The following is a 26,532-nucleotide window of genomic DNA, read 5'->3' on the forward strand; positions in this document are numbered from 1 at the left end:
ATCGGCAAGTTGTTAAAAGCATAATATTTTTCGAAATTGACTCGCATATGTTTGACTTACAGGAATTTTTGCCCCGTCTTTCATAATTAGTAAGAAAGTGGAATGTGAGTCAGGATGAATTTCTGCAATAAAATTGATATTAATAATATACGAACGATGACATCGAATAAATAGATCAGAAGGTAAAAAGAACTCTAGTTCTGTTAAGTTAAATTTATGTGTTCCCACTAATGAAGAAGAATGGACGTTGGTTTTTCTACTTTGTGCTTCTAAAAACATAATTTGATTAAAAGGCAATGGGAGCCATCGATCATTTGACTTCACGGTTAGAAAGGAAGTAGGGAATGTGATTGGCTTTCTTGGTAAAATAGCCGTAACACAACCTTTTAATTGATTCCCTTTTACAATAGGAACGGACATACCGAAATACGAGACACCGAGTATGTTTTTATCAATATAATCGGAAATTTTTTGCTTAACTTTTAAGGCTTTAAAGGTAGCAGTCCCTTCTCGGATTTGATCGCCTGGTTTTATCTTTAAATCGATTTGTTTGCTTGGTTGATAATAAATATATTGTTTATCGTTAGCTATCGCAATTGAAGTATCTTTTGGAACAAACTCTTGGATAACTTCCATAATGGATGAAACAGTATGATGATCCATGCTAGATTTCACCTTCCTATATTACATTTCACTTCAAGTATATCACACACGATTATTTAGTTGAATGTATGGAAAAATGTTTAAGTTCTAATAGATTCCCAATGAATGCATGGTACGTTAAAATAAGAGTAAAGTAAAAAAATGAGGTGTCCAACATGAATCGAAAAGAGATAGAATATAAAATTCAAGACTTAAAGGCGGATTATGTACGTCTTCAGCATGACTTGGAAAAGCTTGAGTTTGTTAAAGGGAATTTATCCCCACTGGAACTCCAGCTAGAAGGGATAGAAAAAGAGTTAAAATTATTAAATGAACAGTTAGCAAAGCTTGATTAAGATAATAATTTAATCTAAAAAGGTGGAGCACCTAAAAGGAGAAAGCAGGGGGAAAATGAAGAAATCAACATTATTAGTATTGATTATTTTTTTATTGGCCGCTTGTAAATCAACTAGTTCAGATGCCTCCGCAATTACATTAAATCAAGTCTTGTCTGCCTTGAAAGAACAGCAACTAACAATCAAAGAAGCAAAATCAAGTAATGATGATCTTCTTGGAATGAAGCTGAATGGAGCAAGACCATCTTCATATGCTTTAGATGGCAAAAAATTGCTAATATATATCTATCCTTCGGCTAAAGAGCGTAGGAAGGGAATGGAAGATTTCCGTAAAAAAACGGAGAATTCTAATACAGTTTCTTATAAATATTATGAGGTAAACAATGTGTTAGTTTTTTATGTGTATGAGAAGGATTTAAACGTGGAAACGGAAAATAGAATCCAAAAGAGTATGAATAGATTAAAAGAAAGTGTGAAGTAAAGCTTGATGGACACCATGTCCGCTTAATAAAAGGCTTGTAGAGAAAAGTTCATTTTCTACAAGCCTTTTACATGTAATCAATCTTTAATATTCCACAAAAATTCCCCAATATATCGATCCACTGTTTGATGCTCGTGAAGTCCGCTATGTGTAGCATTAATATCATTTACAATTTTTGTCTTTAATTGGTTTGAGTGGACGATGTCTTGAATGCCTAATGCACTTGGCTGTGAAACAACCCCATCACCATGTTTGGAGTCCAAAATGACACCTGCAATGGATAGTACTTTAATGTTTGCATCAAATGATTCTTTATGTTCAACAAGTGCTTGTAAAGCGCCGGAATTAGGTTTTAAATCTTTAACTGCCGGTCCCGTATTATTTGGATTTTTATAATAGGATTTTCGTTCAATCCCTTTGAATGGACTTCCAATCGTAATTAGTTTTTTGATTATTGGATAACGCTTTTTATTGCTGGTCTGTTCGATATAGTTTGTTAAAACAAGGCCACCCATGGAATGCCCAACAGCATACGTATCATTAATCCCGTATCTATGTTTTAAAACCTTCATTACATCCTTTAATTCATCTGTTGTGTTTTGTATTGTGGATCGATTATTTTCAAAAATAATTTGAATAAAAGGGTGCTTTTGATTTTTGGGGATGCCTCCGGAAATAAAAACATGTCCATTATGACTAACCCGACAAACCATTGTCTTTCTTCCCCAAAAGTAATTATTTTCAAACCGATTTAGCATCGTGTTAAATGATTTAGAAGTCCCCTTAAACCCATGGACAAAAATGGTTGGAATCCTATTCTCGTTTGGGGGAGAATTTTTATTTGAACTTGTATGGTGCAGCAATAACAGTGACAATCCTATAATTAATAGGAGTGCAACCATCATTCGCATGAACGTACGTTTTAAAATCACTTCAATGAACTCCTTCTTTATAACTCGATTACTACATAAGTATAGAATACGAACTTCATGACTTCAAAAGTTTCTTATTTTTGTTTTCCCTAAATATTTATAAAATAAAAGTACAAGTAGGAAGTAGGTGTTCACCTATTAGGATGAAATGCATAGGCTAGTGAGTAGAGTAAATGATAAATCCCACTGTAAGAGGAGTGTTTTACATGGCAGGGAAGGTACTTAATTATTATGCGGGCGGAAATACGGGCCGAGGATTCTATAATCTTTTCGACTCGAATTTGAAGGGATTGGAACGCTTATTTATCCTTAAAGGGGGACCTGGAACTGGTAAGTCGAGCATGATGAAGAGACTGACTGATGAATGGGGACATAAAGGTTATGACTTAGAAATTATTCATTGTTCATCAGACAATGGTTCTATAGATGGTGTGGTTATCCCAAAATTAAAATTTGGAATCGTTGACGGTACTGCACCCCACATCATTGAACCAACCGCCCCGGGTGCAATTGAGGAGTATGTGAATGTAGGTAGAGCGTGGGACAGTGAAAAATTACAACAACATAAAGAGAGAATTATTTCCCTTCATCATGAAGTTTCCAATGCGTTTCAGCTCGCATATGACACATTTGCAAAAGGGCTGGAGGAACATGATCAATTAGAGGAAATCTATTTTAAAGAAATGGATTTTGCAAAAGCAAATCAGCTAACAAACGAATTGATTCAGCAAATTTTTCCAGAGGAAAAGCTCTCCAAACAGGCGGATGTTCGGCATCGTTTTTTAGGTGCAGCAACCCCGGAAGGTGCAGCTGATTTCATACCAAATATTACGGACGGCTTACAAAAAAGATATTTTTTAAAGGGGCGAGCAGGTACAGGTAAGTCTACATTATTGAAAAAGATTGCCGCAGCCGCAGAAGAAAGAGGATTTGATACGGAAATTTATCATTGTGGATTCGATCCTAATAGTATTGATATGGTTGTCGTAAGAGAATTGAGTTTTGCGATTTTTGATAGTACGGATCCACATGAATACTTTCCGGATCGGGATGGGGATGAAATTGTCGATCTTTACTTAGCGGCGGTAACACCCGGAACAGATGAAAAATATAGCATTGAAATTGATGAAGCGCATAAACGCTATAAAGATAAGATGAAAGAAGGTACTGCTTATTTAGCAAAAGCAAAAACCTTGCATGACGAACTGGAAAAATACTATGTTGAAGCAATGGACTTTACAATCATAGATCGAATTTATGAAGAGATAAATAATGAGATTATTCATTTAGAAAGTAAACTTTCATATGATTAGGGTTATCCTTGATGGGTAAGTAGTTCCTTATTTATGAATAAAGATTTCAAATAGCACTCTAATTAGCGGACTAAATCGCATATGATTTGGTCTATTATTTTCTTATATACTTTAATTAATAGTAGCCTAACAAATATCTTGACTTGTCAACATGCTAATTACTATGTTTTTTACTTAAGTAGGTAAATGATGTCCTAAAGATAATCAAAATAAGCGGATATTTTACGGTTATACAGCAGAATAGAGCTAGTTTCGTGAGATTTAAGCGGAGTTTTTCCGCTTAAGCAAAGCAAATTTGCTCATTTTCACGTTTTTCGAGTTAATAGTCGGAATTTTTCCGGATATTTAAAGGTATTTTCAGTGCAATTTCTTAATTAAGAGGATTTTCTCCGCTTATTATCAAACTCAATTTAGCGTTTAATGAACCTGTACAACTTCTCCATTAATTAGCACACAAAAGCTTTGGTAAAAACCCCAAGCTTTTGTGTGCAAATTATATTGTTGCTCAAATGCTACGAAATCTTATGTTATTTGTGCTCCGGTTTTAATTTTTCTCCACGTGATCGGAACTACTAACTTGATGGTAGTCCTATTTTAGTTTTCCATTTCGCAGCAATTATATTAAAGTAGTAATTAAGATGTTTAATAACGGAGGGTTTTAGAATGAATTGGAATGATTGTATTGTACGTACACATACACATTCAGTAAAATGGTCAACTGCGCCGGATGAAATTATTCCGATGTGTATTGCTGATATGGACTTTCAAGTTGCTCCGGAAATAATCGAGGCAATGAAGAAGAAGGCAGAGCATGGTATTTATGGGTACACGACTTTTTGCGATCGTTATTATCGTTCAATTATTGGATGGTGGAAGAGAAGATTCAATATGAATATTGATAAGGAATGGATTTCCTTTAGTCCCGGGATTATTCCTGGAATTAATCTTTTACTTCAAATTTTAACAAAACCCGGGGATCAAGTTATTGTTCAAGAGCCCGTGTATTATCCATTCTATAGCAGTATTGAAAACCATCATTGCACGATCGTTCATAATTCACTGGTTTACAAAAATGGTACATACGAAATGGATTTTGCAGATTTAGAAACAAAGGCAAGCGATCCGAAAGCAAAAGTCTTGATTTTATGCAGTCCGCATAATCCGGTTGGACGAGCTTGGACTGAAGATGAATTAGCAAAGGTGGCTGACATCTGTTTAAGGCACAATGTATGGATTATTTCTGATGAGATGCATGGGGACCTCGTGTATAAAGGCAAGCAACATCACCCTCTATTTAGCATTCATCCCGAAATTAAACAAAGAAGTATTTTGTGTGCGGCACCTAGTAAAACATTTAATGTAGCAGGTTTGCAAACATCGATTATTATGATACCTAATAAGGAGTTACGAGAAAAATATAACGAAAAACTTTTTCAATATGGTTTAATGCGGCCAAATGCATTTGGAGTGGAGGCAACGATTGCCGCTTATGAATCAAGTGAATATTGGCTTGAGGAGTTACTAATATATTTAGAAGAGAATGTTGAATATGTTTTAAACTTTTTTAAATCAAATATACCTGAAATTGTCCCTATCAGACCAGAAGCTACGCACCTTATTTGGTTAGATTGCAGTAAATTGGGAATGCAAGGGGAAGAGTTATTCCAGTATTTTTTAACAGAAGCGAAAATCAAATTCGATGAAGGCTATAAGTTCGGTAGTAGTGGGGATGCTTTTTTACGCATGAATATAGCTTGTCCGAGAGAGCGGCTAGAAACAGCTGTTCATCGTATACATGAAACAGTTTTGAGATGGAGGACGAATGGTTGAATTCATTACTAACTAGAATCGAAAAGGAGTTAAGTAAGCTTTCCGATGCAGAGCGGAAAATTGGCGAATATATTATAAAAAATCCAGAACTTATCCCCAATATGACAACGAAGGAATTATCAAAGAAAAGCGGTGTAAGCGAAGCGAGTGTTGTCCGATTTTGTAAATCGATTGGAATTCGTAGTTTTAAAACGTTTAAGTTGGAGCTAGTAAAAAACATAACTTTATCACAAAACAATATTACCGATTTTTCGATATTGCAAAAAAAAGACTCACCTTATGATTTATTCCATAAAGTAACCTATGTAAATAAGGCGGCCATTGACTCCACCTTATCCTCACTTGATAAAAGTGAGTTAGAAAAAGCAGTTGAGTTAATTAAAAAGGCAAAAAAAATTATTTTCTATGGAGTAGGGGGATCGGCAACAGCTGCTTTTGATGGACATTATAAATTCTCAAAACTAGGCTACCATTCCATAACGACTTTAGATTTCCATTTTATGATCTCGCTAATTCCGTATCTTACTGAGGACGATGTGTTCGTTGCGATTAGTATGTCAGGGAAAACAAAGGATGTGCTTGAACTGGCGAGATTTGCTAAAAAGAAAGGGGCAACTTTAATATCGATCACAAATATTGATAACTCCCCCTTGTATAAAGAAGCAGATATTCGCCTTTGTACACCGATTGTTGAGGGAGATGTCCGTATTGGAACAATCTCATCCCGTATGACACAATTAAACATTATTGATACTTTGTATTTGAGTGTATTTAATAATATTGGTGAAAATGTGTTGGAACAATATCATGAGGCGAGAAATGAAGCGGTTCGATTACGACGATAAGGATTGAAAACTTGGCAACTGTGCCAAGTTTTTTGTACATAAAAAGAAATGGAGATTATTTTTCGACAAATGAAATTTTAATTCATTAAATTTATATATTTTATTGACATTTAATTTCTGTTATATAAAATAAAAGTAAGAAATAAAATTTAAAAGGATGGTATTATGCTTGAAAAACTGACGACAGAAAAACGTAATGAGACAACGATGAACTTGGACGTCATGTCGATTCAGGAAATACTAGAAACGATGAATCGAGAAGACCAAACAGTACCTCAAGCCATTGCTATGGAACTTCATAGTATTGAAAAAGCCGTTCAATATGTTATCCAATCCTTTCAAGAAGGAGGTCGATTAATTTATATTGGTGCAGGTACAAGTGGTAGACTTGGAATCTTGGATGCCGTCGAATGTAAGCCAACTTTTGGTTCTCCACCTGAAATGGTTCAAGGATTTCTTGCGGGTGGAATGAAAGCGTTTACGGAGGCGGTTGAAGGTGCCGAAGATGATGAAAACCAAGGTGAGAAGGATTTAGCAAGTATTAAGCTTTCGGAAAAAGATACTGTAATTGGGATCGCGGCAAGTGGCCGTACACCATATGTCATTGGTGCATTAAAATACGCAAGTAAAATCGGTGCAAAAACAGTAAGCATCAGCTGTAATAAAAACGCTGAAATGAGTAAATACGCGAAAGTCAAAATCGAAGTTGAAACAGGCCCTGAAGTATTAACCGGCTCAACTCGTTTAAAAGCGGGCACAGCGCAAAAGTTAATATTAAATATGATATCCACTGCATCGATGATTGGAATTGGCAAGGTTTATAAAAATTTAATGGTTGACGTTCAATCAACAAATAAAAAGCTTGTCGAACGTTCTAAACGCATTATTATGCAGGCGACAGATGTAGACTATGATACGGCGGCTGATTATTTTGAAGAGTCACATCACAATGTAAAAGTAGCTATTGTAATGATTTTATTACAATGCTCTTATGAAAAGGCTTTAGAAAGTCTTAAAAATGCAAATGGATATATTAGAAAAACATTATAGTCGCATGTAAGGGGGAGAAACCATGAAAAAAGAACAAGTCATCGCAGAAGGAATTCTCGAACATGTAGGTGGTAAAGAAAATATTAGACAACTTGCCCATTGTATGACGCGTGTTCGCCTTCAGCTAAAAGATAGTGACAAAGTCAATATCGCTTCATTAAAAAAAGTCGATGGGGTTATGGGCGTTATTGACGATGAAACATTGCAAATCGTTGTTGGTCCCGGAACAGTAAATAAAGTTTCTGATGTGTTAAGTACAATGACAGGATTAAAAATCGGGGAAGTTGCCGGTGATGATGATTTATCCTTTGAAGAAAAAGCACAACTAAAGAAAGCAAATATTAAAAAGAAAAACAACACACCTTTGAAAAACTTTTTAAGAAAAATAGGGAATATCTTTATTCCGCTTATTCCAGGATTAGTTGCCTCAGGATTAATAAATGGAGCGGCCAATTTTGCCAAAAATGCAGGTGTTGATGAAAAAACAACAATCATGCAAATTCTATTAGTATTAGGTAGCTGTATTTTTACTTATCTTGCCGTTTTAGTCGGTTGGAATACAGCAAAGGAATTTGGCGGAACACCAGTATTAGGTGCCATTGCAGGGATGTTCTTATTTAATCCGGGATTAGCAGAAATTCATATTTTTGGTGATGCATTGATGCCTGGGCGTGGCGGATTATTTGGTGTCATATTTGCCGCATGGTTAATGGTTGTGATTGAGAAGCAGGTTAGAAAAATTATTCCGAATTCTATTGATATTATTTTAACTCCTCTTATTACGGTTTTAATTGTCGCTATTTTATCATTATTTGTTGTTATGCCTGTAGCAGGAGTATTAACAGATGGAATTACAAGTGGAATTAAAGCAATTTTAGATATCGGCGGTGTTGTAGCAGGCGCGATTTTAGCGGGATTCTTCTTACCGCTTGTAATGGTTGGGCTGCATCAAGGGTTAACACCAATTCATTTAGAATTTATGAATCAATTTGGCAATACACCGCTTTTACCAGTATTAGCGATGGCGGGTGCAGGTCAAGTTGGTGCGGCAATTGCTATTTTCGTAAAAACAAAGAATAAAAGATTACGTAATATTATTAAAGGGGGACTTCCGGCAGGATTCTTAGGAATTGGTGAACCACTCTTGTATGGGGTTACTCTTCCACTTGGTCGACCATTCATCACAGCGTGTTTAGGTGCTGCGGTTGGTGGAGCATTTCAAGCAGTTTTCCATGTTGCAGCGAAAAGTATCGGAGTATCCGGGCTTTCCCTTACGATGTTAATTGATGATAATAAATATATATTATATTTAATTGGTATTGTCATTGCCTATGCATTTGGTTTCCTCTTTACCTATCTATTTGGGTTTAAAGAAAAAATGGCTGAAGATATTTAAAACAAAAAAGGGGGGGATTTTTCCTCCCTTTTATCATTTAATGAAAGGCTTTGTTAAAATTCAATGCTGGTATTGACGCCGTGTTGATTGGAGCGGAAGGTACGAGACTCCTGCGGGAACAGCTGGACAGATGAGACACCGCGGGGAGCGAAGCGATGAGGAGACTCATCGCAGAACCGCGAAAAAGCGAGTACCTGCAGCGGAAATCAACAACCAAGTTTAACAGAGCTTAATGAACTAGGAGTGGTACGTTTGCTAGGTATTTCAGTTTACTTATCTGAACCAATCGAGAATCAACGTGAATATATTCAAAAGCTTTCAGATAAAGGATTTCAATCGATTTTCACATCGTTACATATTCCAGAGGACAATCCAGACCTCTTTAAAGGAAGACTTATCGAACTGGGCGCGATTGCAAAACAGAATAATATGGAGTTAATCGCCGACATTTCACCGAAATCCCTTCATTATTTAGGATATACATGGGAAACAGCCGATCAATTGCTCACTTGGGGATTGACAGGTTTACGAATCGACTACGGTGTGGAAGAAAACATCATTGCCCAACAGTCGAATAAAATGAAAATCGCTTTAAATGCAAGCACGATTACAGAAGAATCATTAAATCGTTTAAAATCCTATGGATTAAATACCTCTTCAGTTGAAGCGTGGCACAATTTTTATCCACGGCCGGAAACTGGTCTAGCGCGTGAAGAGTTCCACGAGCAGAATCAATGGCTAAAATCAGAAGGTCTGAAAGTAATGGCCTTTATTCCCGGAGATAAAAAACGCCGCGGTCCACTTTTCAAAGGTTTGCCAACCTTAGAGGATCATCGGGCACTATCTCCTTTTGTCGCCTTTTGTGATTTAAAATTCAAGGAAAAAGTTGATAAAATTTTAGTAGGGGATTTTGAATTAAGCGATTTCGTATTGGAACAATTTTCTGCCCTTCATCGTGATGGATATTTTCTTATTCGAGCGAAGTCATATACCGAAAATAAAGAAATGCTAAATGTTTTCGAAAAGATACAAACCAACCGCTTAGATTCAGCAAGGGATTGCATCCGATCAATGGAATCTAGGGAGTATGGATTGATCGGAACGAATCCCGTTGAGCCGTTTCATACGATTAAGCGAAGCATTGGCTCAATTACTGTTGATAATAAAAATTACGGACGCTATCAAGGGGAAATTCAAATCACAAAAACGAGCTTAGATGCGGATGAGAAAGTAAATGTAATTGGCAGAGTCATCGAAGAAGATATCCCGCTTTTGAAGTATATAAAAGGCGGGAAAAAATTTAAAATTTGTTGGATCTAGTCAGAAGGAAACTATCCCATGTGAGGGGATAGTTTTTTACACGTTTAAGAAACAATATCTAAAATGAAAAATATGGTTTAAAATGTCCACTACATATAAACAAAAAATAATATATGTGATAGAATATTGGTATTAAAGGAATGAATAATTTATTTTGTTCACACCGGGTGGACAGTTGTTTGTTAAACGCTTACATTTACCTTGGAGGGATGAAAATGAGCAGTAACGCATTAGATCAATTTTTAAATGAAAACCTTGAGGATTTAAGAAGTAAAGGTTTATATAATGAAATCGATGTAGTTGAAAGTGCGAATGGCCCAGTAATAAAAATAGGTGGGAAAGAACTAATCAATCTTTCATCCAACAACTATTTAGGATTAGCGACAGACGAGCGCTTGAAGGAAGTAGCCATTAACGCAATAAACGAATGGGGTGTCGGCGCTGGAGCGGTTCGTACCATTAACGGAACATTAGATATCCACATTCAACTAGAAAAAACATTAGCGAAGTTTAAAGGAACAGAAGCGGCAATTGCGTACCAATCCGGATTTAACTGTAATATGGCAGCTATTTCCGCGGTTATGGATAAAAATGATGCAATCCTTTCGGATGAATTAAACCACGCTTCAATTATTGATGGCTGTCGTTTGTCTAAGGCAAAAATTATTCGCGTGAATCATTCAGATATGGATGACTTAAGAAAAAAGGCAAAAGAAGCAAAAGAATCGGGATTATACAATAAGATTATGGTCATCACTGACGGTGTTTTTTCAATGGATGGAGATATTGCTAACCTTCCGGGAATCATTGAAATTGCTGAGGAATTTGATCTTATCACATATGTAGATGATGCCCATGGATCTGGTGTAACTGGTAAAGGTGCCGGTACTGTTAAACACTTTGGTCTTGCTGATAAAGTCGATTTTCAAATAGGTACACTTTCTAAAGCAATAGGTGTTGTTGGAGGTTATGTTGCAGGGAAGAAAAATCTTATTGATTGGTTAAAAGTCCGTTCCCGTCCGTTCTTGTTTTCAACGGCTGTCACTCCAGCTGATGCTGTAGCCGCGACGAAAGCCATCGAAATCTTAATGAGTAGTACGGAATTAAATGACCGCCTATGGGAAAATGGAAACTACTTGAAAAACGGCTTGAAACAACTTGGGTTTAATATTGGCGAAAGTGAAACACCAATTACACCGTGCATCATTGGTGAAGAAAAGACAACACAACTCTTCAGTAAACGACTTTATGAAGAGGGGGTTTATGCTAAATCGATCGTATTCCCAACTGTTCCACAAGGTACTGGTCGTGTAAGAAATATGCCTACGGCTGCACATACGAAAGAAATGCTTGATCAAGCGATTTCAATCTACGAAAAAGTCGGAAAAGAAATGGGCTTAATTTAGACAACATAGAGATGGCGACATAATCAGGAGGAATACTAGTGAAAAAGATTCTTGTGACTGGATCATTAGGTCAAATTGGCAGTGAGTTAGTAACAAAAATGAGAAGTATTTATGGGACAGATCATGTCATTGCCACTGATATTCGAGATAATGGCAGTGAAGTCGTGAAAGCTGGTCCATTTGAAATATTAGACGTAACAGATGCAACGAAGATGTACAATTTAGCGAAAAAATATGAAGTAGATACGATTATTCACTTAGCCGCATTATTATCGGCAACAGCGGAGAAAAAGCCATTGCTCGCATGGAATTTGAATATGGGTGGGTTAGTAAATGCATTGGAAACGGCTAGAGAATTGAACTGTCAATTTTTCACGCCGAGTTCAATTGGTGCATTCGGCCCTTCAACTCCAAAGGACAACACACCGCAAGATACGATTCAACGCCCAACGACAATGTATGGGGTAAATAAAGTGTCCGGAGAGCTTCTTTGTGATTACTATTTTACTAAGTTTGGAGTCGATACACGTGGGGTGCGTTTTCCTGGTTTAATCTCATACGTTGCAGAACCTGGTGGCGGAACAACGGACTATGCTGTAGAAATTTATTATGAAGCGGTTAAAAATAAACGGTTTACTTCCTATATTGATAAAGGAACATATATGGATATGATGTATATGCCGGACGCCTTGAATGCGATCATCGATTTAATGGAAGCAGATTCAACAAAATTAAAACATCGCAATGCATTCAATATAACAGCGATGAGTTTTGCCCCTGAAGAAATTGCTGCTGAGATTAAAAAACATATTCCGGAATTTGAAATAAGCTATAATGTTGATCCCGTAAGACAGGCAATCGCAAATAGTTGGCCAAATTCAATTGATGCAACAGCTGCTAAAGAAGAATGGGGTTTCAAAGCAGAATATAATCTAGAAAAAATGACAATCGATATGCTTGAGAAATTAAAACGAAAACTTAATTAATAATATAGAGGTGATGGTGAAAAACCATTGCCTTTTATATTTTTTTGTTATAATAAGAGGGATATTATTAGAACAGTGAAAAAACTTTCGGGATATATTTCCTGGTCTCTTCATGATAAAATAGTAATAAAAGATGATGAAGGAACAAGTGACTTTCATGACAAATATAAAAAATTTAAGATCAAATCGTTTTTGGATTGTATATATACTATTGTTATTTGCCTTTTTAAGCTTGTCATTATTAGTAATGATGTTCGATTGGGATAAGCTTTTGAGTATTGCTTTGCTAATCCTGTCCATAGGTATGCTAATCTTTTTCGTTTATCGAATCTCACTCTTTTATAAAGAGTTTTGTAAACTAGAAGAAGAAGAGGAACAATGGTCTGCGCTAATTCACTTTATGCCTGATTTTGTTTGTTTTAAAGATGGACAAGGTAAATGGATAAAGGTAAATGAATTTGGTAGGAAATTGTACCAACTGGAAAATATCGATTATTATGGGAAAACTGATTTGGAACTTGGAGAACTAAGTCCATTTTTCAAAAATGATTTTAACTCCTGCTATACCTCTGATGAAAATGCTTGGAATAAGGGGACGCTTTTGCGGGTAGAAGAATCATTCGCGATTCCATCCGGAGATATTAAAAGTTTTGATGTGTTAAAAATTCCTCTTTTTTATCCAAATGGCAAGCGAAAAGGATTATTAACGATTGGAAGAGATATTTCACAGCAAAAAACGGCAGAATCTATGCTCCTAAAAAGAGAAAAGCTGTCTGTAGTTGGCGAATTGGCTGCAGGGATTGCACACGAAATTCGAAATCCGTTGACAAGTATAAAAGGTTTAACACAGTTAATGCATGAATCACAAAACGTTACAGATGAATATGTCAAGGTGATGATTTCCGAAATTGATCGCATTAACCAAATTGCAAGCGAATTACTTGCACTTTCTAAACCCCAATCAAGGAAGCACAATCAAGTGGCATTAACAGATATTCTACGTTATGTAATGAATATTATGGAACCTGAGGCCTTATTAAGAGGGGTAGAACTAGAATTTAAAGGTGCGGAGCATTGTCAAATTGAAGGGGATAGAAATGGTCTTATCCAGGTATTTATTAATCTTTTCAAAAATTCAATGGATGCAATGCCGGAAGGTGGCATTATAACCATTAGTAGTGAAATTATTGGGAATAAGGCGTTTATCTCTATATCTGACCAAGGAGTAGGAATCCCACCTGAAAGGTTAAAGAAAATAGGAGAGCCATTTTTTACTTTAAAAGAAAAAGGAATGGGCTTAGGCCTTACGATAAGCCACAAAATTATACAAGAACATCGAGGAACGATTGATTTTCAAAGTACTGAAAATGTTGGTACAAAGGTTACAATGACATTTCCACTAGGTTAATAACTTTTCGGGGCATTCACTTACCTCTGCCCCGTTTTCCTTTTTTACTTCATGGCTTTGTTAAAGTTCACTGTTGATATTGACACCATGTTGATTGGGCGGAAGGCAAGTATCTGCAGCGGAAATCAACAATCTTGTTTAACAGAGCCTACTCCATAAAAATTCCCAACATAACATTAAAGGAGGTTACTAGATTGCTCAATCAAGCAAAGAAAATTCTCCAAGATTATTACGGATATGAGGACTTTCGCAGCGGGCAAAATACAATTATCGAACAAGTACTAGAAGGTAAGGATACTGTAGCGATTATGCCGACTGGTGGAGGGAAATCTATTTGTTATCAAGTCCCCGCAATGATACTTCCGGGTGTCACAATTGTTATTTCCCCTTTAATTTCATTAATGAAAGATCAAGTGGATGCATTAATTAATGCGGGAATACCTGCAACGTTTATTAATAGCTCCATAAGCAATAGTGAAATGCAGGAACGGTTGCAAGGAATCATGTCCAATGATTATAAACTTTTGTATATTGCGCCGGAAAGGCTAGAGGCTCCGTCTTTCATAGAAATGTTAAACCAAATTGAAGTTTCAATGATCGCTATTGATGAGGCACATTGTATATCACAATGGGGGCACGATTTTCGGCCAAGTTATTTATTGATCAAAAAGTTTATCCAATATATTCAGCCTAAACCAGTTATTTTAGCTTTAACAGCAACTGCCACTCCTCAAGTGAAGGACGATATTTGCGCCTTACTCGATATTCCTTTACAAAATGTCGTTATTACGGGCTTTGGAAGAGAAAATTTAATATTCAAAGTCGTAAAAGGCCAAGACCGCGATTTGTTTATGGAGGAATACATTAAGAAAAATAACCTCCAATCGGGGATTATTTATGCGGCAACAAGAAAAGAGGTAGAACGAATTTATCTTTTATTAAAGAAAAGGGGAATTCAAGCAGGGAAATATCATGCTGGGATGTCCGAAAAGGATCGTAACGAGAATCAAGAACAATTTTTGTATGATAATATCCAAGTAATGGTAGCAACTAGTGCATTTGGGATGGGGATTAATAAATCAAATGTGCGCTATGTCTTGCATTATCATATTCCTAGAAATATGGAATCTTATTATCAAGAAGCTGGTCGTGCGGGCCGAGATGGGGTAGAAAGCGAATGTATTTTAATGTTTGCACCCCAAGATGTTCACATCCAAAAGTTTTTAATTGATCAATCTGAAATGGATGATGAGCGGAAAGAAAACGAATATGGTAAGCTTCGGAAAATGATAAGTTATTGCCATACGGAATCATGTTTTCAACAATATATTTTAGAGTATTTCGGTGAAGAAAACGCGACTGTATGCCAAAAATGCGGGAATTGTACAGATGATCGAATTCAAGTAGATGTCACTAAAGAAGCGCAAATGGTGTTGTCATGTATAAAAAGAATGAATGAAAGATTTGGAAAAACATTTATTACGAAAGTACTGACAGGCTCATCAGATAAAAAGATTAAAAGCTTTGGATTTAATAAATTATCAACGTACGGAATTATGAAAGAGCGAACACAAAAAGAAGTGAATGAACTAATCGATTTTTTAACAGCCGAGGGGTACTTGCGCCCAACAGATGGACAATATCCCGTCTTAATGTTGACTAATCAAGCGGTTGAAGTTTTGCGTGGGGAAAGTACAGTATTAAGAAAAGAAAGAGTAAAAGTGAAACAACTCATTGAAGATAATCAGCTGTTTGAACAATTAAGGCTGTTACGGAAAGAAATCGCGGATACGGAAAAAGTACCACCATATATTATTTTTTCCGATCAATCCTTGAAGGAAATGAGTGCAAAGCTGCCAACTTCGAAAAATGAATTATTACAAATTAAAGGAGTAGGGGAGCGGAAACTAGAACAATACGGAGATGCATTTATCACAGTTATCACATCTTATTGTGAAGAAAATGGGATTGCTGTAGAAAAGCATGATCATTTTATTATGGCTAGAAGCGAAACAGCAAAGGATGATAAAGAGAAAAGCCATCATATAACCTTCTCCTTCCTTCAACAAGGCTTAACCATCGAAGAAATTGCCGCTAAACGAAATATGACGGTACGAACAATTGAAGGACATTTAATCAAATGTTCGGAAGATGGCATTTCAATTGACTGGAATCAATTTATCCCCGCACAGTATGAAGAATTAATAAAGGAAGCAGTAAATGAAGTGGATTCACAAAGATTGACGCCTATTAAACAGTTACTCCCGGAGGAAATTAGCTTTTTTATGATAAGAGCATTTCTACAAAGGGGAAAAGAGCAGAAAGTATAACTAATGGATGGGATTCCCATCCATTAGTTCCGTTATTTGTACTTAAAGAACGACAAATGTTACAATATTGTAATCAAGTTAAGTACGGTAGAAAGGAAGTTGTTTTTAATGATTAAATGCATCGCATCCGATATGGACGGTACGTTATTAAATTCAAGGCAGGAAATTAGTGAGTTAAATCGTGAGGCGATTCTTTTCGCGAAGGAGCAAGGAATTGAATTTGTCATCGCTACAGGACGTTCATATGATGAAGCAAATGGTGTTTTGGAAAGTTCAGGAATCAACTGTCCTATCATTGCAGCGAATGGAGCTGAAATAAGAAATATTCAAGGTGAAATCGTCGGTACAATGGGAATTGACAGGGAACATGCAGCAACTATCATCAATTTGCTTAGCAAATTAGATATTTATCTCGAGGTGTATACGAGTAAAGGGAAATATACTGAGGACTATGAGAAAAGTATTAGTGTAATTGTTGACATTTTTCATACTGCTAATCCCGAAATACCTGCAGAAGAGATTCGTTCAACTATTAAAGATAGATTTGTAAAAGGCTTTATCCAAACTGTAAATGATTACGGGGAAATTCTTTCCGATCCGGACTGTGTCGTTTATAAGATTATCGTTTTTTCAAAAGACCATGAACAATTAACAATGGCAAATGCTTCATTAAAAGCATTAAAAGAGATCAAGATTACTTCATCGGGACATAATAATCTTGAAATTAATCATATAGATGCACAAAAGGGAATCGCCCTTGAAGCTTTTGTAAAATCTAAAGGAATTACACTCAAGGAAACGATGGCTATCGGTGACAACTTTAATGATCTTTCCATGTTGAAAATAGTAGGGCATCCAGTCGCAATGGGTAATGCAGAAGATGAAATTAAAAAGGTGATTCCTACTCACACAGTAAAGAATGATGAAGATGGTGTAGGAAAAGCTATTTACCAAGTATTGACTGGTCAACCTGCAAAATAAAAGAAGGGTAGCGATTATTTTCGCTGCCCTTTATTCTTTACTGCGAGTAGAAAGTCCATGGAGAATGAATTGAATGGTTCTTTCTATCTCTGCTTCATCATCCCACTTTGCTTCGGGAAACATTAAATATCTTCCAATAACAAAACCGAGAATAGATGATACTGTAAGCCGAATGACCGTTTGAGGTGGCATATCTATAATTTCACCTTTTTTTTGATACTCTTCTACAATTAGTTTCAACCGTTTAATTACATGATTGATAATATGTTCCTTAAATTGTTCTTTTAATTCAGGGTGAAAAGGTATTTCTTGAAACAATATTTTAATCATAGGAAAATTTTTTTTTGCAAACTCCATACGGTTGATGATCACAGCCCTTAAAAAATCCTCAAAGCTTTGATACTCGGATAACAAAACTTTGTTAAAATCTCGTATAAAAAAAGGAGCAATAAATTTTGCCATCGTTGGGGCAATAATCGATAATAATAGATCTTTTTTCGTTTTATAATGACGGAAAATGGTACCTTCAGCGACCCCTGCCTTTTTGGCGATTTCATTCGTAGAAGTAGCAGAATAACCTTTTTCTGAAAAGATTTCTACGGCAGCTTCAAGAATTTTTTTTTGCTTTTCGGTCATCTCTTGGTTTTCAAAAAGTATGTCAAGAACATTATCTCGTTTGGGCATTGCATTCTCTCCGATCTATATGGACATCTATTATATTTTACGATATTTCTTTAAAGCAAACACGTTTAAAACAATAAAGAAAAGTGCAAAACCGAAAAGTAAAAGTAGATCTAAATAAATATCTTGAAATCCTAATCCTTTATACATAATGCCTCGCAATGCATCCCCACCATAATACATCGGCATAAATTTAGCGATAATTTGCAACCAATTTGCCATTCCATCAACCGGGAAAATTCCGGCAAAAAAAACTTGAGGAACAACAATAATCGGAATAAATTGCATCATTTGAAATTCAGTGTTTGCAAATGCAGATAATAGAGTCCCTAATGATAACGCAACCAAGGCTAATAAAAGATTAATAAGGAGCACATTCCATATAGAACCAACTAACTGTATATCTAACACTTTAATTGCGTAAAATACGACAATAATTGTTTGAATAACCGCAAAAATACCATAACCGAATAAATAGCCGAAAACGATCTGGCTTCTTTTTATAGGGGTTGCTACAAGTCTTTCAAGAGTGCCAGTCGTCCGTTCCCTTAAAAGAGCAATTCCTGAAATAAGAAAGACGAAAAAAAAGACAAAGAATCCAATTAGTATCGGATTTAACACATCAAAAAACGTTGTATCTTTATTACCATATATATAAGAAGTTTCAATCTTAGGGAAGTCCTTTAAGACACTATGACTATTCATTTGTGATACATGTGCGAAAAATATTTGTTGAATTTTCATTTGTAACGCTTTTGATACAGTAGGATCATCGTTTTTTAATGTAAGCCTAGGCTGATTGTCTTTCAACTGAAAGATTCCATCTAATTCATCTTTTACAATAACTTTTTTTGGATCCTTTAATGTATCGTATATTATGACGTGAATATCTTGGTTTTTCAATTGTTTAACTAGGGAAGAGTCTACGTTTATGACACCAATTCTAGTATCATCGGAATCGCTCGTAAAGAGAAAATGAATAAGGGTTAAAATGATGAGTGGGGCAATCATCATTAATGCAAGTGTCCGTTTATCTCTTATCATTTGCCTGCAAATTCTTTTTATTAATGCACCAATTCTCATGAGTTCATACCCCCAGCTTTTAAAAATACCTCTTCTAAATTGCTTACATTATATTGTGCTTTTAATGTTGAAGGGGAGCCACTCGTTAAAATCATTCCATCACGCACCATACTGAGATAATCACACTTTTCTGCTTCATCCATGACATGTGTAGTGACTAGAATAGTTTTTCCTTCTTCCTTCAAGCGAATTAATTCATTCCATATTGATAACCGCAGTTCAGGATCGATCCCGACAGTTGGTTCATCTAAAATTAATATTTGTGGATCATGGATTAAAGCAATTGCTAGTGACAGCCTCCGTTTCATACCGCCAGAATAGGTTCCTACTTTCTTGGATAAATGTGAGCTAAGATCGACAAGATTCGCGGCATAAGCTATTCTTTCTTTTTGTTCGGGCTTCTTCAATTTGAATAGGGAGGCGAAGAAAGCCATGTTTTCTGCTCCAGTTAGCTCTGGATAAAGAGCATCGGATTGAGCCATATAGCCAATATTTTGCAATGCCTTTAGATTAGGTATTCGTGTATTTAATACTTGAACATCACCTTTAGAAGGAGTATCCATTCCGACAATAATTTTGATTAATGTTGTTTTTCCAGACCCTGAAGGTCCGATAAGACCATAGATTTGGCCTGCACTTATCGATAAATCAATATCCTTTAAAACAGTCTTTTTACCAAAGGTCTTCGTTACTTTGTGAATATGAATAGCATGATTCATCTTACGACCTCCTACTAATAAAATGAGTGATTACTCACTTTATAATAAAACGCCATGGAGTATTTGTCAATCACAAAGTGAGTGAATACTCACCCCTTTTAAAAAAATAAAGAGCCGTAATTGAAATTACAGCTCTTCCACATTTATTTAACCCGATCGTTCTCCCATTGGTAATTCCAAAATCTTTCGTTTTGTAACCAAGCAAGGGTTTCAGGATCTTTTTGTTTTAATTTTTCTTCACGATCGGCTATCATCCAGCCCGTTTGCGAAATATGTGCTTTCATCGCACCAATTTTTTGATCGATAACCGCACTTACATCATTGATTACGTCCGGAGGTCCAATTTCTACTTCGTGATTATTTGAAAATGCCACACAATGAAGCTTCGGTCTTTTTTCTTCAGGAATTCGTCTAACTGCACGAACAACAGCTCTTCCTGTTGCTTCATGGTCAGGGTGGACGGAATATCCCGGATAGAAAGTAATAATCAGCGATGGATCAAGTTCGTTAATCAAACCGGTAACCATCTGAGTTAATTTTTCATCATCTTCAAATTCTACTGTTTTATCACGAAGACCCATCATCCGTAAATCTTGAATTCCCATCACAGATGCCGCTTTTTGCAACTCCTTTTTGCGAATCTTCGGCAGCGATTCTCTTGTAGCAAATGGTGGATTTCCTAAATTTCTCCCCATTTCTCCAAGAGTTAGGCATGCATAAGTTACCGGTGTCCCGTTTTTTACGTGAGTTGCAATGGTGCCTGACACCCCAAATGCTTCATCATCCGGGTGAGGGAAAATTACTAAAACTTGACGTTCTGTTTCCATTGAAAAAACGCTCCTTTCTTCACTACATTATTCAAATGGTGTTTCACTAATCTCAAGTGCCACTGCTAGTTTTCCATCGTACCCATGGCCAGCAAGAAGCAAGCGGCCAAGGTCATCTTCTTCAAAATGGGTTAAACCCTCAGCATAAATCCAACCAATTGCTAGTTTTAAGCCAACTCGAAACGGACCATCCCCAATAATTTTCCCGTGTTCATAATTGACTTGGGCATTCCGTATGTATGCTCCAGCTGAAAAGAAACCTTCATTAAAATGGGAAGCATATGCACCATTTGTTGTTTCCAAATGTATATATACGGTTTTATTCGCAAACTCATTAATTTTCTCCTGAACAGCAGAGATTTGTATAGGCTCCACGTAGAACCCTCCTTTTTTTGAAACGATAACTAAAGTATGTGATTATTTTACTAAAAATAGTAGTGGAAAGCGAAGAGATTGCTTACTGGCGTTACAAAATAAAAAAGGAGCGGATGAAATCCACTCCCGAGAATTATTTATTCGTAACAAAACGTGTATACGCTCCGTGCATAACCGGACCGACATATTGATTTAACTTAAATCCATGCTCGATAGCTGCTGATACAAATTTTTTCGCAACAGCTACAGCTTCTTTAACTGAGCTTCCTTTTGCAAGTTCAGCTGTAATCGCTGCAGCAAACGTACAGCCTGCACCGTGATTGAAAGTAGTATCAAATTTTTCACTTTCTAAAAGTGTAAAATCGCTGCCGTCATAGAACAAATCGACTGCTTTTTCATGATGTAGCTGTTTACCGCCCTTAATAACGACATTTTTTGCACCTAGATCATGTATTTTCACAGCGGCTGCCTTCATATCATCGATTGTATTAATAGGCCCGGATTTTGCTAATTGCCCAGCTTCAAATAGATTTGGAGTGACAATTGTAGCGCGTGGGACTAATAACTCACGCATTGCATCTGTGTTTTCTGGCTGTAATACTTCATCTTCACCTTTACAAACCATAACGGGGTCAATAACCACTTTATCTAATTTATGTTCGTCTATTTTACGAGCGGCTAACTCAATAATATCAACTGAGCCTAGCATCCCCGTTTTCATCGCATCGATATTCACAGATAGAATCGTTTCTAATTGTGGTTCGACCGTTTTTACATCAATAGGGAACACATTATGGTGCCAATCATTTTTTGGATCCATTGCAACGATGGAAGTTAGCGCAGTCATTCCATAAACGCCAAGTTCTTGGAATGTTTTTAAATCAGCTTGAATTCCCGCACCGCCACTTGAATCTGAACCAGCAAGGGTTAAAGTCTTCTTCAAAGTCATAAACAAATCCTCCTCTATCAGCGAAAGTGAGTAATATTCAAAAAATCTCTATTTTAGAATATACCAATAGTAAATAGATTTCCATACTCAGAAATAAAAAAGCTTATCTACCAGAGTAGATAAGCTATTAAAAGGGGGGATCATCGTCTTTATTTATTATGGACAAATTCTCTAAGACTATACATGGAAGTTTGAAAGAAATATAATTTTGTGAAAACTCTTTACTTTTTGGATGAGTGGATATACTATTGAAGTAGCAATTAATAAATTTCCATGGTGGGAGGTATGTAATATGAACAAATTACTTATAAATCTAACGTTAATTTCATATTGCAGTCCATGGGAAAAGACAAAACCAATTAATTAAAAATCAATTGTAAAATTTTCTCTAATTAATTTTGTGTATTCAACCATGGACTGCCATTTCAGTCGATGGTTTTTTATTTATACACAAATATTGGAGGAATTACATTTGAATTTACAAACATTAGGTTGGAATACTTATTTTGAAGAACATTTTGAAGAATATAAACAGCAGGGTTATGAAGTGGGCAGAGTCACTTTAGAACATAAAAAAGTATATAGAGTACTAACTAAATATGGAGAGCTACTTTCTGAAGTATCAGGTAAACTGAGGTTTCAAGCATTGGAACGACAAGATTATCCAGCAGTCGGGGATTGGGTTGTCATCAGTCCGAGAGTAGAGGAACAAAAAGCGACGATTCATGCTATTTTGCCTCGCAAAAGTAAATTTTCACGAAAAGCAGCTGGACTAAAAATGGATGAGCAAATAGTTGCTACAAACGTTGATACCATTTTTCTTGTGAATGCATTAAATTCCGATTTTAATCTCCGCCGGATTGAAAGATATGTATTGACTGCTTGGGAAAGTGGAGCAAATCCTGTCATCATTCTAAGTAAAGCCGATTTATGTAAAAATGTTGAAGAAAAAATCCAAGAAGTAGAATCCATTGCCTTTGGTGTACCGATCCATGCCATCAGCGCCGAACAAAATATTGGATTGGAGCAATTAGCCTCATATGTTTTTGAAGGGCAAACGATCGCATTACTAGGTTCGTCAGGAGTTGGAAAGTCCACATTAACGAATGCTTTATTTGGAAGTTTAAAGCAAGAGGTTCGTACGATTCGAGAGGATGATGGACGGGGACGACATACAACAACCCATCGAGAATTAATTGTTTTAGAAAGTGGAGGAATTTTGATTGATACTCCTGGAATGCGAGAATTGCAGCTTTGGGATGCAGATGATGGTTTAAGTCAAGGCTTCTCTGACATAGAGGAGCTGGCTGAAAGTTGCCGTTTTAGAGATTGTTCACATTCTAAGGAACCAGGATGCGCTATTCAGCTGGCGATTTTAGAAGGTACATTAGATAAAAGTAGATATGCAAGCTATGTTAAGCTTCAAAGAGAATTGGCCTTTTTAGAACGAAAAGAAAATCGACAGGCAAAACTAGCTGAAAAGGCAAGGATGAAACAACTTACAAATGGTCAAAAAAAGAATAGAAAGTAATTATGTAAATGGCAGTCCTTTTTGCGGGGACTGTTTTTCTCTTTTACATGAATGCAGTCTATTCGGGAAGATGAATACAGCAATTTCGTGTGAAGTGCACGCATCCGGCTCATTCGGGAAGATGAACTCGACATTTTCGTGTGAAGTGCACTCATCCAGCTTATTCGGGAAGATGAGGCATACATTCTTGTAATAAAGTGCTCGAATGCGGCTCTTTCGTGCACTTGAAGTCTGCGCTTTTGAAACAAAGTGCACGAAAGACCAGCAACCAAATGAATTATTGGGTTTCAAAGGAAATTTCAAAAGCACATAGTATTAATTTGATGATAATATAAGATAAATTTCATATTATGTTGAATAGGGGGAGTTTAATTGCTTCACCATCTTGAAATATATGTCTCCAATCTAAAAAAATCCACTGAATTTTGGGAATGGTTTTTAACGAAGCTCGGTTACCACCAGTTTCAAAAATGGGACCAAGGTATAAGTTGGAAATATCAATCAACCTATCTTGTTTTTGTTCAGGCGAAGGAAGAATTTCTTTCGACTCCTTATCATCGCTGTCGTGTCGGTTTAAATCATTTAGCGTTCCAGGCACAATCCCGAAAACAAGTCGATGAACTGGCTCTTGAGATAAAAGAAAGAGGCATGACGATTCTATATTCTGAACGTTATCCATATGCAGGTGGTCAAAATCATTATGCTTTATATTTTGAGGATCCCGATAGAATTAAAGTAGAAGTAGTCGCACCAACAGAAGAGGCGGGATAATGGATACGATCATTTTAGCAGGCGGAAAATCAAGTCGCATGGGACAAAATAAAGCACTTTTACCTTTGGGGAATGAGAGAGTTATCGATCGGTTAATTAATGAATTTTCTCCTATAACTCGAAGGATGTTCTTAGTTTCGAACCATCCTTCCGAATACCAATCTATAAATATAAATATACTGACGGATGAACCGGAATTTAAGGGACAAGGACCTTTAGCTGGGATGGAGATTGGATTAAAAAACGCTACTTCCCAAGAATGCTTAATTATTGCTTGTGACATGCCGTTCGCCTCAAAGCAAGTGGGGAAATGGTTGATCGATGAGCTTACAAACGGCAATTTCGATGCAGTTATTCCAGTTTCGGAAGGCAGAATTCATCCACTGTTTGGTGCCTATCACAAGAAAATCCAACCAATTATAAGAACTTGCTTATTAGATCAAAAAAGAAGAATGACCGATTTAATTGATCAATTAAATGTGAAATTAGTCGAGCAAAATGATGCTCCAGACTATTTACAAAAAATTTGGGGGACATGTTTCTGGAACATGAACACAATGGACGATTACCAGAAAGCATTAAAGCATTTAGGGGGTCATAATGATTTTTGAAATTATTAAGGAGCCAATTAGTATAGAATCTGTTGTCAGTAAAGTTGTGCAACGTGAAGCAGGTGCAATTACAACTTTTATCGGTACAGTAAGAGAATTAACAAATGGTAAAAGAACCTTATATTTGGAATATGAAGCATATATATCTATGGCGGTTAAAAAGTTAGAACAAATTGGTCAAGAAATTAGTGAACGTTGGCCGGGAACCAAAACAGCGATTACCCATCGAATTGGTCGATTGGAGATTACTGATATCGCTGTTGTAATTGCTACTTCTACTCCCCATCGTGCAGAAAGCTATGAAGCAAATCGGTATGCGATTGAACGGATTAAAGAAATCGTCCCGATTTGGAAAAAGGAACATTGGGAAGATGGCGAGAAGTGGATAGGGGATCAGTTAGGGACAAAAGAATATCTCGAAGGAAAACCGGGGGAGGAAGATTTGGATGATTAAGGTTATGTTCTTTGCACATTTGCGCGAACAAATCGGCACCGGGGAAATTGAAATTAATTCGTTTAAAGGGACAGTGAAAGAGTTAAAGGAATACTTACAAATTAACCATTCGCTGAACAATTTGGATTCTATCATGACAGCAGTTAATGAAGAGTTTTGCCATGATGAAACAATGGTTTATGAAGGGGATATTATCGCACTTATTCCGCCAGTAAGTGGAGGGTGAAATATGAATGATCGATATTCTAGACAAATCTTGTTCTCACCGATCGGTAAACAAGGTCAGCAAAGTATTGGCGAAAAGCATGTGTTAGTGGTAGGAGTAGGTGCCTTAGGATCAAGCGTTTCAGAAATGCTGACAAGAGCGGGGGTAGGGAAATTAACTTTAATTGACCGTGACTACGTAGAAACTAGTAATCTACAACGACAACAACTATTTTCCGAAAGCGATGCGAAAGACAAGCTCCCAAAAGTGATTGCGGCAAAAAAGAGATTAGCTGATATTAATCGGGAAGTTAAGATAGAAGCAATTGTGGGGGAAGCAGATGTCCAAACGCTAGAAAACTTTGCTCCAAAAATAGATTTAATGATTGATGGTACGGATAATTTTGACATAAGATTTATTTTAAATGATATCGCACATAAATTTACGGTTCCATTTCTATTCGGCTCATGTGTAGGAAGCTTTGGTTCGACTTATACCATTATCCCTAATCACACACCTTGTTTACAGTGCTTGCTGAAAAATATCCCAATGCAAGGACAGACATGTGATACTGTGGGGATTATCGCTCCTACTGTTCAAATGGTGACGGCTTATCAAGTCGCCGAAGCATTAAAAATTTTAAGCGGAAATATGGATGCTATTCGTAAAACATATATAACTTTTGATCTTTGGGAAAATCAACACTTATCGGTAAAATCAAATGATGCGATAAAAAACAAAGCATGTACAACTTGTGGCGAGGAAAGAACCTATCCATTTCTATCGTATGAGGCACAAACAAAAACAGCGCTACTTTGTGGGAGAAATACCGTACAAATTCGACCTTCACAAACTTTTTCTCCATCAATAGGACAGCTTTGTTCACGATGGGAACTAGCGGGATATCAAGTTAAACAAAACCCTTATTTAGTTTCTGTCCATAAAGATGATGTACGAATGATCATGTTTAAAGATGGTCGTGCATTAATTCACGGTACGAATGATCCGGTAAAGGCAAAGAAAATATATTATTCATTTATTGGATGAATA

The 26,532-nt window shown here is 36.4% G+C and carries 27 protein-coding genes; 19 read left to right on the top strand and 8 right to left on the bottom strand.

From position 1 onward, the window contains the following. Positions 1–12 precede the first annotated feature (12 nt). A complete protein-coding gene (locus MKY81_RS05475; RefSeq protein ID WP_108072093.1) occupies positions 13–663 on the bottom strand; it encodes a LytTR family DNA-binding domain-containing protein in 651 nt (216 codons plus the stop codon). Positions 664–818: 155 nt separating this feature from the next. On the opposite strand from MKY81_RS05475, the gene MKY81_RS05480 reads away from it, so the two are divergent. Both MKY81_RS05480 and MKY81_RS05485 read left to right on the top strand, forming a co-directional pair. Then, complete coding sequence (locus MKY81_RS05480) at positions 819–998, top strand: SE1832 family protein (RefSeq protein WP_108072094.1); 180 nt, start codon at positions 819–821, stop codon at positions 996–998. A gap of 55 nt (positions 999–1,053) precedes the next feature. Beyond that, a complete protein-coding gene (locus MKY81_RS05485; RefSeq protein ID WP_108072096.1) occupies positions 1,054–1,479 on the top strand; it encodes a hypothetical protein in 426 nt (141 codons plus the stop codon). 77 nt (positions 1,480–1,556) lie between these two features. Here the strand turns inward: MKY81_RS05485 and MKY81_RS05490 are convergent, their stop codons facing one another. Then, a complete protein-coding gene (locus MKY81_RS05490; protein ID WP_341117046.1) occupies positions 1,557–2,411 on the bottom strand; it encodes an alpha/beta fold hydrolase in 855 nt (284 codons plus the stop codon). 206 nt (positions 2,412–2,617) lie between these two features. Here MKY81_RS05490 and MKY81_RS05495 point away from each other — a divergent pair, with 206 nt between their 5' ends. The 11 genes from MKY81_RS05495 (at position 2,618) to MKY81_RS05545 (ending at position 17,276) form a co-directional block, all read left to right on the top strand. Further along, complete coding sequence (locus tag MKY81_RS05495) at positions 2,618–3,724, top strand: PRK06851 family protein (protein WP_108072099.1); 1,107 nt, start codon at positions 2,618–2,620, stop codon at positions 3,722–3,724. A gap of 663 nt (positions 3,725–4,387) precedes the next feature. Further along, a complete protein-coding gene (locus MKY81_RS05500; RefSeq protein WP_108072101.1) occupies positions 4,388–5,554 on the top strand; it encodes a MalY/PatB family protein in 1,167 nt (388 codons plus the stop codon). Continuing rightward, the gene (locus MKY81_RS05505; protein ID WP_084347573.1) at positions 5,551–6,399 is read left to right on the top strand and encodes a MurR/RpiR family transcriptional regulator; all 849 of its coding nucleotides are present in this window, start codon (positions 5,551–5,553) and stop codon (positions 6,397–6,399) included. Before MKY81_RS05500 ends, MKY81_RS05505 begins: the two co-directional genes overlap by 4 nt. 165 nt (positions 6,400–6,564) lie before the next feature. Next, positions 6,565–7,449 carry an N-acetylmuramic acid 6-phosphate etherase gene (murQ, locus tag MKY81_RS05510; protein WP_325949188.1) on the top strand — a complete coding sequence of 295 codons (885 nt, stop codon included), beginning with the start codon at positions 6,565–6,567 and terminating at the stop codon, positions 7,447–7,449. A 22-nt stretch (positions 7,450–7,471) separates the two neighbouring features. Continuing rightward, positions 7,472–8,845: a PTS transporter subunit EIIC gene (locus tag MKY81_RS05515; protein ID WP_066230525.1), complete on the top strand. Its 1,374-nt coding sequence runs from the start codon at positions 7,472–7,474 to the stop codon at positions 8,843–8,845. A gap of 243 nt (positions 8,846–9,088) precedes the next feature. After that, positions 9,089–10,165 (top strand): DUF871 domain-containing protein, encoded by a 1,077-nt coding sequence (locus tag MKY81_RS05520; RefSeq protein ID WP_341117050.1) that lies wholly within the window; start codon positions 9,089–9,091, stop codon positions 10,163–10,165. A 215-nt stretch (positions 10,166–10,380) separates the two neighbouring features. Then, entirely contained in the window at positions 10,381–11,571 is a 1,191-nt protein-coding gene (locus tag MKY81_RS05525) for a glycine C-acetyltransferase (protein ID WP_327990745.1), read from the top strand. Positions 11,572–11,609: 38 nt separating this feature from the next. After that, positions 11,610–12,557, top strand: a complete 948-nt coding sequence (locus tag MKY81_RS05530; protein ID WP_066230514.1) for an L-threonine 3-dehydrogenase — start codon at positions 11,610–11,612, stop codon at positions 12,555–12,557. 133 nt (positions 12,558–12,690) lie between these two features. Continuing rightward, positions 12,691–13,965 (top strand): ATP-binding protein, encoded by a 1,275-nt coding sequence (locus MKY81_RS05535; RefSeq protein ID WP_341117051.1) that lies wholly within the window; start codon positions 12,691–12,693, stop codon positions 13,963–13,965. Between the two features lie 194 nt (positions 13,966–14,159). Beyond that, the gene (gene recQ / locus MKY81_RS05540; protein ID WP_108072109.1) at positions 14,160–16,295 is read left to right on the top strand and encodes a DNA helicase RecQ; all 2,136 of its coding nucleotides are present in this window, start codon (positions 14,160–14,162) and stop codon (positions 16,293–16,295) included. Positions 16,296–16,403: 108 nt separating this feature from the next. Then, a complete protein-coding gene (locus tag MKY81_RS05545) occupies positions 16,404–17,276 on the top strand; it encodes a Cof-type HAD-IIB family hydrolase (RefSeq protein WP_341117054.1) in 873 nt (290 codons plus the stop codon). Positions 17,277–17,306: 30 nt separating this feature from the next. Here MKY81_RS05545 and MKY81_RS05550 read toward each other — a convergent pair whose 3' ends face one another. The 6 genes from MKY81_RS05550 to pdxK all read right to left on the bottom strand — a co-directional run bounded on the left by MKY81_RS05550 (position 17,307) and on the right by pdxK (position 21,910). Then, entirely contained in the window at positions 17,307–17,960 is a 654-nt protein-coding gene (locus MKY81_RS05550) for a TetR/AcrR family transcriptional regulator (protein WP_108072115.1), read from the bottom strand. A 30-nt stretch (positions 17,961–17,990) separates the two neighbouring features. Next, positions 17,991–19,040, bottom strand: coding sequence for an ABC transporter permease (locus tag MKY81_RS05555; RefSeq protein WP_341117055.1), 1,050 nt, complete (start codon positions 19,038–19,040; stop codon positions 17,991–17,993). After that, positions 19,037–19,759 (bottom strand): ABC transporter ATP-binding protein, encoded by a 723-nt coding sequence (locus MKY81_RS05560; protein WP_341117056.1) that lies wholly within the window; start codon positions 19,757–19,759, stop codon positions 19,037–19,039. The genes MKY81_RS05555 and MKY81_RS05560 overlap by 4 nt, the downstream gene beginning before the upstream one ends. A 143-nt stretch (positions 19,760–19,902) precedes the next feature. After that, positions 19,903–20,586 (bottom strand): bacillithiol biosynthesis deacetylase BshB2, encoded by a 684-nt coding sequence (gene bshB2, locus MKY81_RS05565; RefSeq protein WP_341117058.1) that lies wholly within the window; start codon positions 20,584–20,586, stop codon positions 19,903–19,905. Positions 20,587–20,613: 27 nt separating this feature from the next. Then, positions 20,614–20,961: a YojF family protein gene (locus MKY81_RS05570; protein WP_341117060.1), complete on the bottom strand. Its 348-nt coding sequence runs from the start codon at positions 20,959–20,961 to the stop codon at positions 20,614–20,616. Between the two features lie 133 nt (positions 20,962–21,094). Beyond that, complete coding sequence (pdxK, locus tag MKY81_RS05575) at positions 21,095–21,910, bottom strand: pyridoxine/pyridoxal/pyridoxamine kinase (RefSeq protein ID WP_341117061.1); 816 nt, start codon at positions 21,908–21,910, stop codon at positions 21,095–21,097. A gap of 472 nt (positions 21,911–22,382) precedes the next feature. Here pdxK and rsgA point away from each other — a divergent pair, with 472 nt between their 5' ends. The 6 genes from rsgA to MKY81_RS05605 all read left to right on the top strand — a co-directional run bounded on the left by rsgA (position 22,383) and on the right by MKY81_RS05605 (position 26,529). Continuing rightward, positions 22,383–23,441, top strand: coding sequence for a ribosome small subunit-dependent GTPase A (gene rsgA / locus MKY81_RS05580; protein ID WP_066230486.1), 1,059 nt, complete (start codon positions 22,383–22,385; stop codon positions 23,439–23,441). 372 nt (positions 23,442–23,813) lie between these two features. Further along, positions 23,814–24,212: a VOC family protein gene (locus MKY81_RS05585; RefSeq protein ID WP_066235234.1), complete on the top strand. Its 399-nt coding sequence runs from the start codon at positions 23,814–23,816 to the stop codon at positions 24,210–24,212. After that, positions 24,212–24,823, top strand: coding sequence for a molybdenum cofactor guanylyltransferase (mobA, locus tag MKY81_RS05590; RefSeq protein WP_325949590.1), 612 nt, complete (start codon positions 24,212–24,214; stop codon positions 24,821–24,823). Before MKY81_RS05585 ends, mobA begins: the two co-directional genes overlap by 1 nt. Then, a complete protein-coding gene (locus MKY81_RS05595) occupies positions 24,813–25,277 on the top strand; it encodes a molybdenum cofactor biosynthesis protein MoaE (RefSeq protein ID WP_341117068.1) in 465 nt (154 codons plus the stop codon). Before mobA ends, MKY81_RS05595 begins: the two co-directional genes overlap by 11 nt. Next, positions 25,270–25,503 (top strand): molybdopterin converting factor subunit 1, encoded by a 234-nt coding sequence (moaD, locus tag MKY81_RS05600; protein ID WP_341117071.1) that lies wholly within the window; start codon positions 25,270–25,272, stop codon positions 25,501–25,503. The genes MKY81_RS05595 and moaD overlap by 8 nt, the downstream gene beginning before the upstream one ends. Positions 25,504–25,506: 3 nt before the next feature. After that, positions 25,507–26,529 carry a ThiF family adenylyltransferase gene (locus MKY81_RS05605; protein WP_341117072.1) on the top strand — a complete coding sequence of 341 codons (1,023 nt, stop codon included), beginning with the start codon at positions 25,507–25,509 and terminating at the stop codon, positions 26,527–26,529. Positions 26,530–26,532: the final 3 nt, after the last annotated feature.

Source organism: Heyndrickxia sp. FSL W8-0423 (assembly GCF_038009395.1).
Lineage (GTDB): Bacteria > Bacillota > Bacilli > Bacillales > Bacillaceae_C > Heyndrickxia > Heyndrickxia sporothermodurans.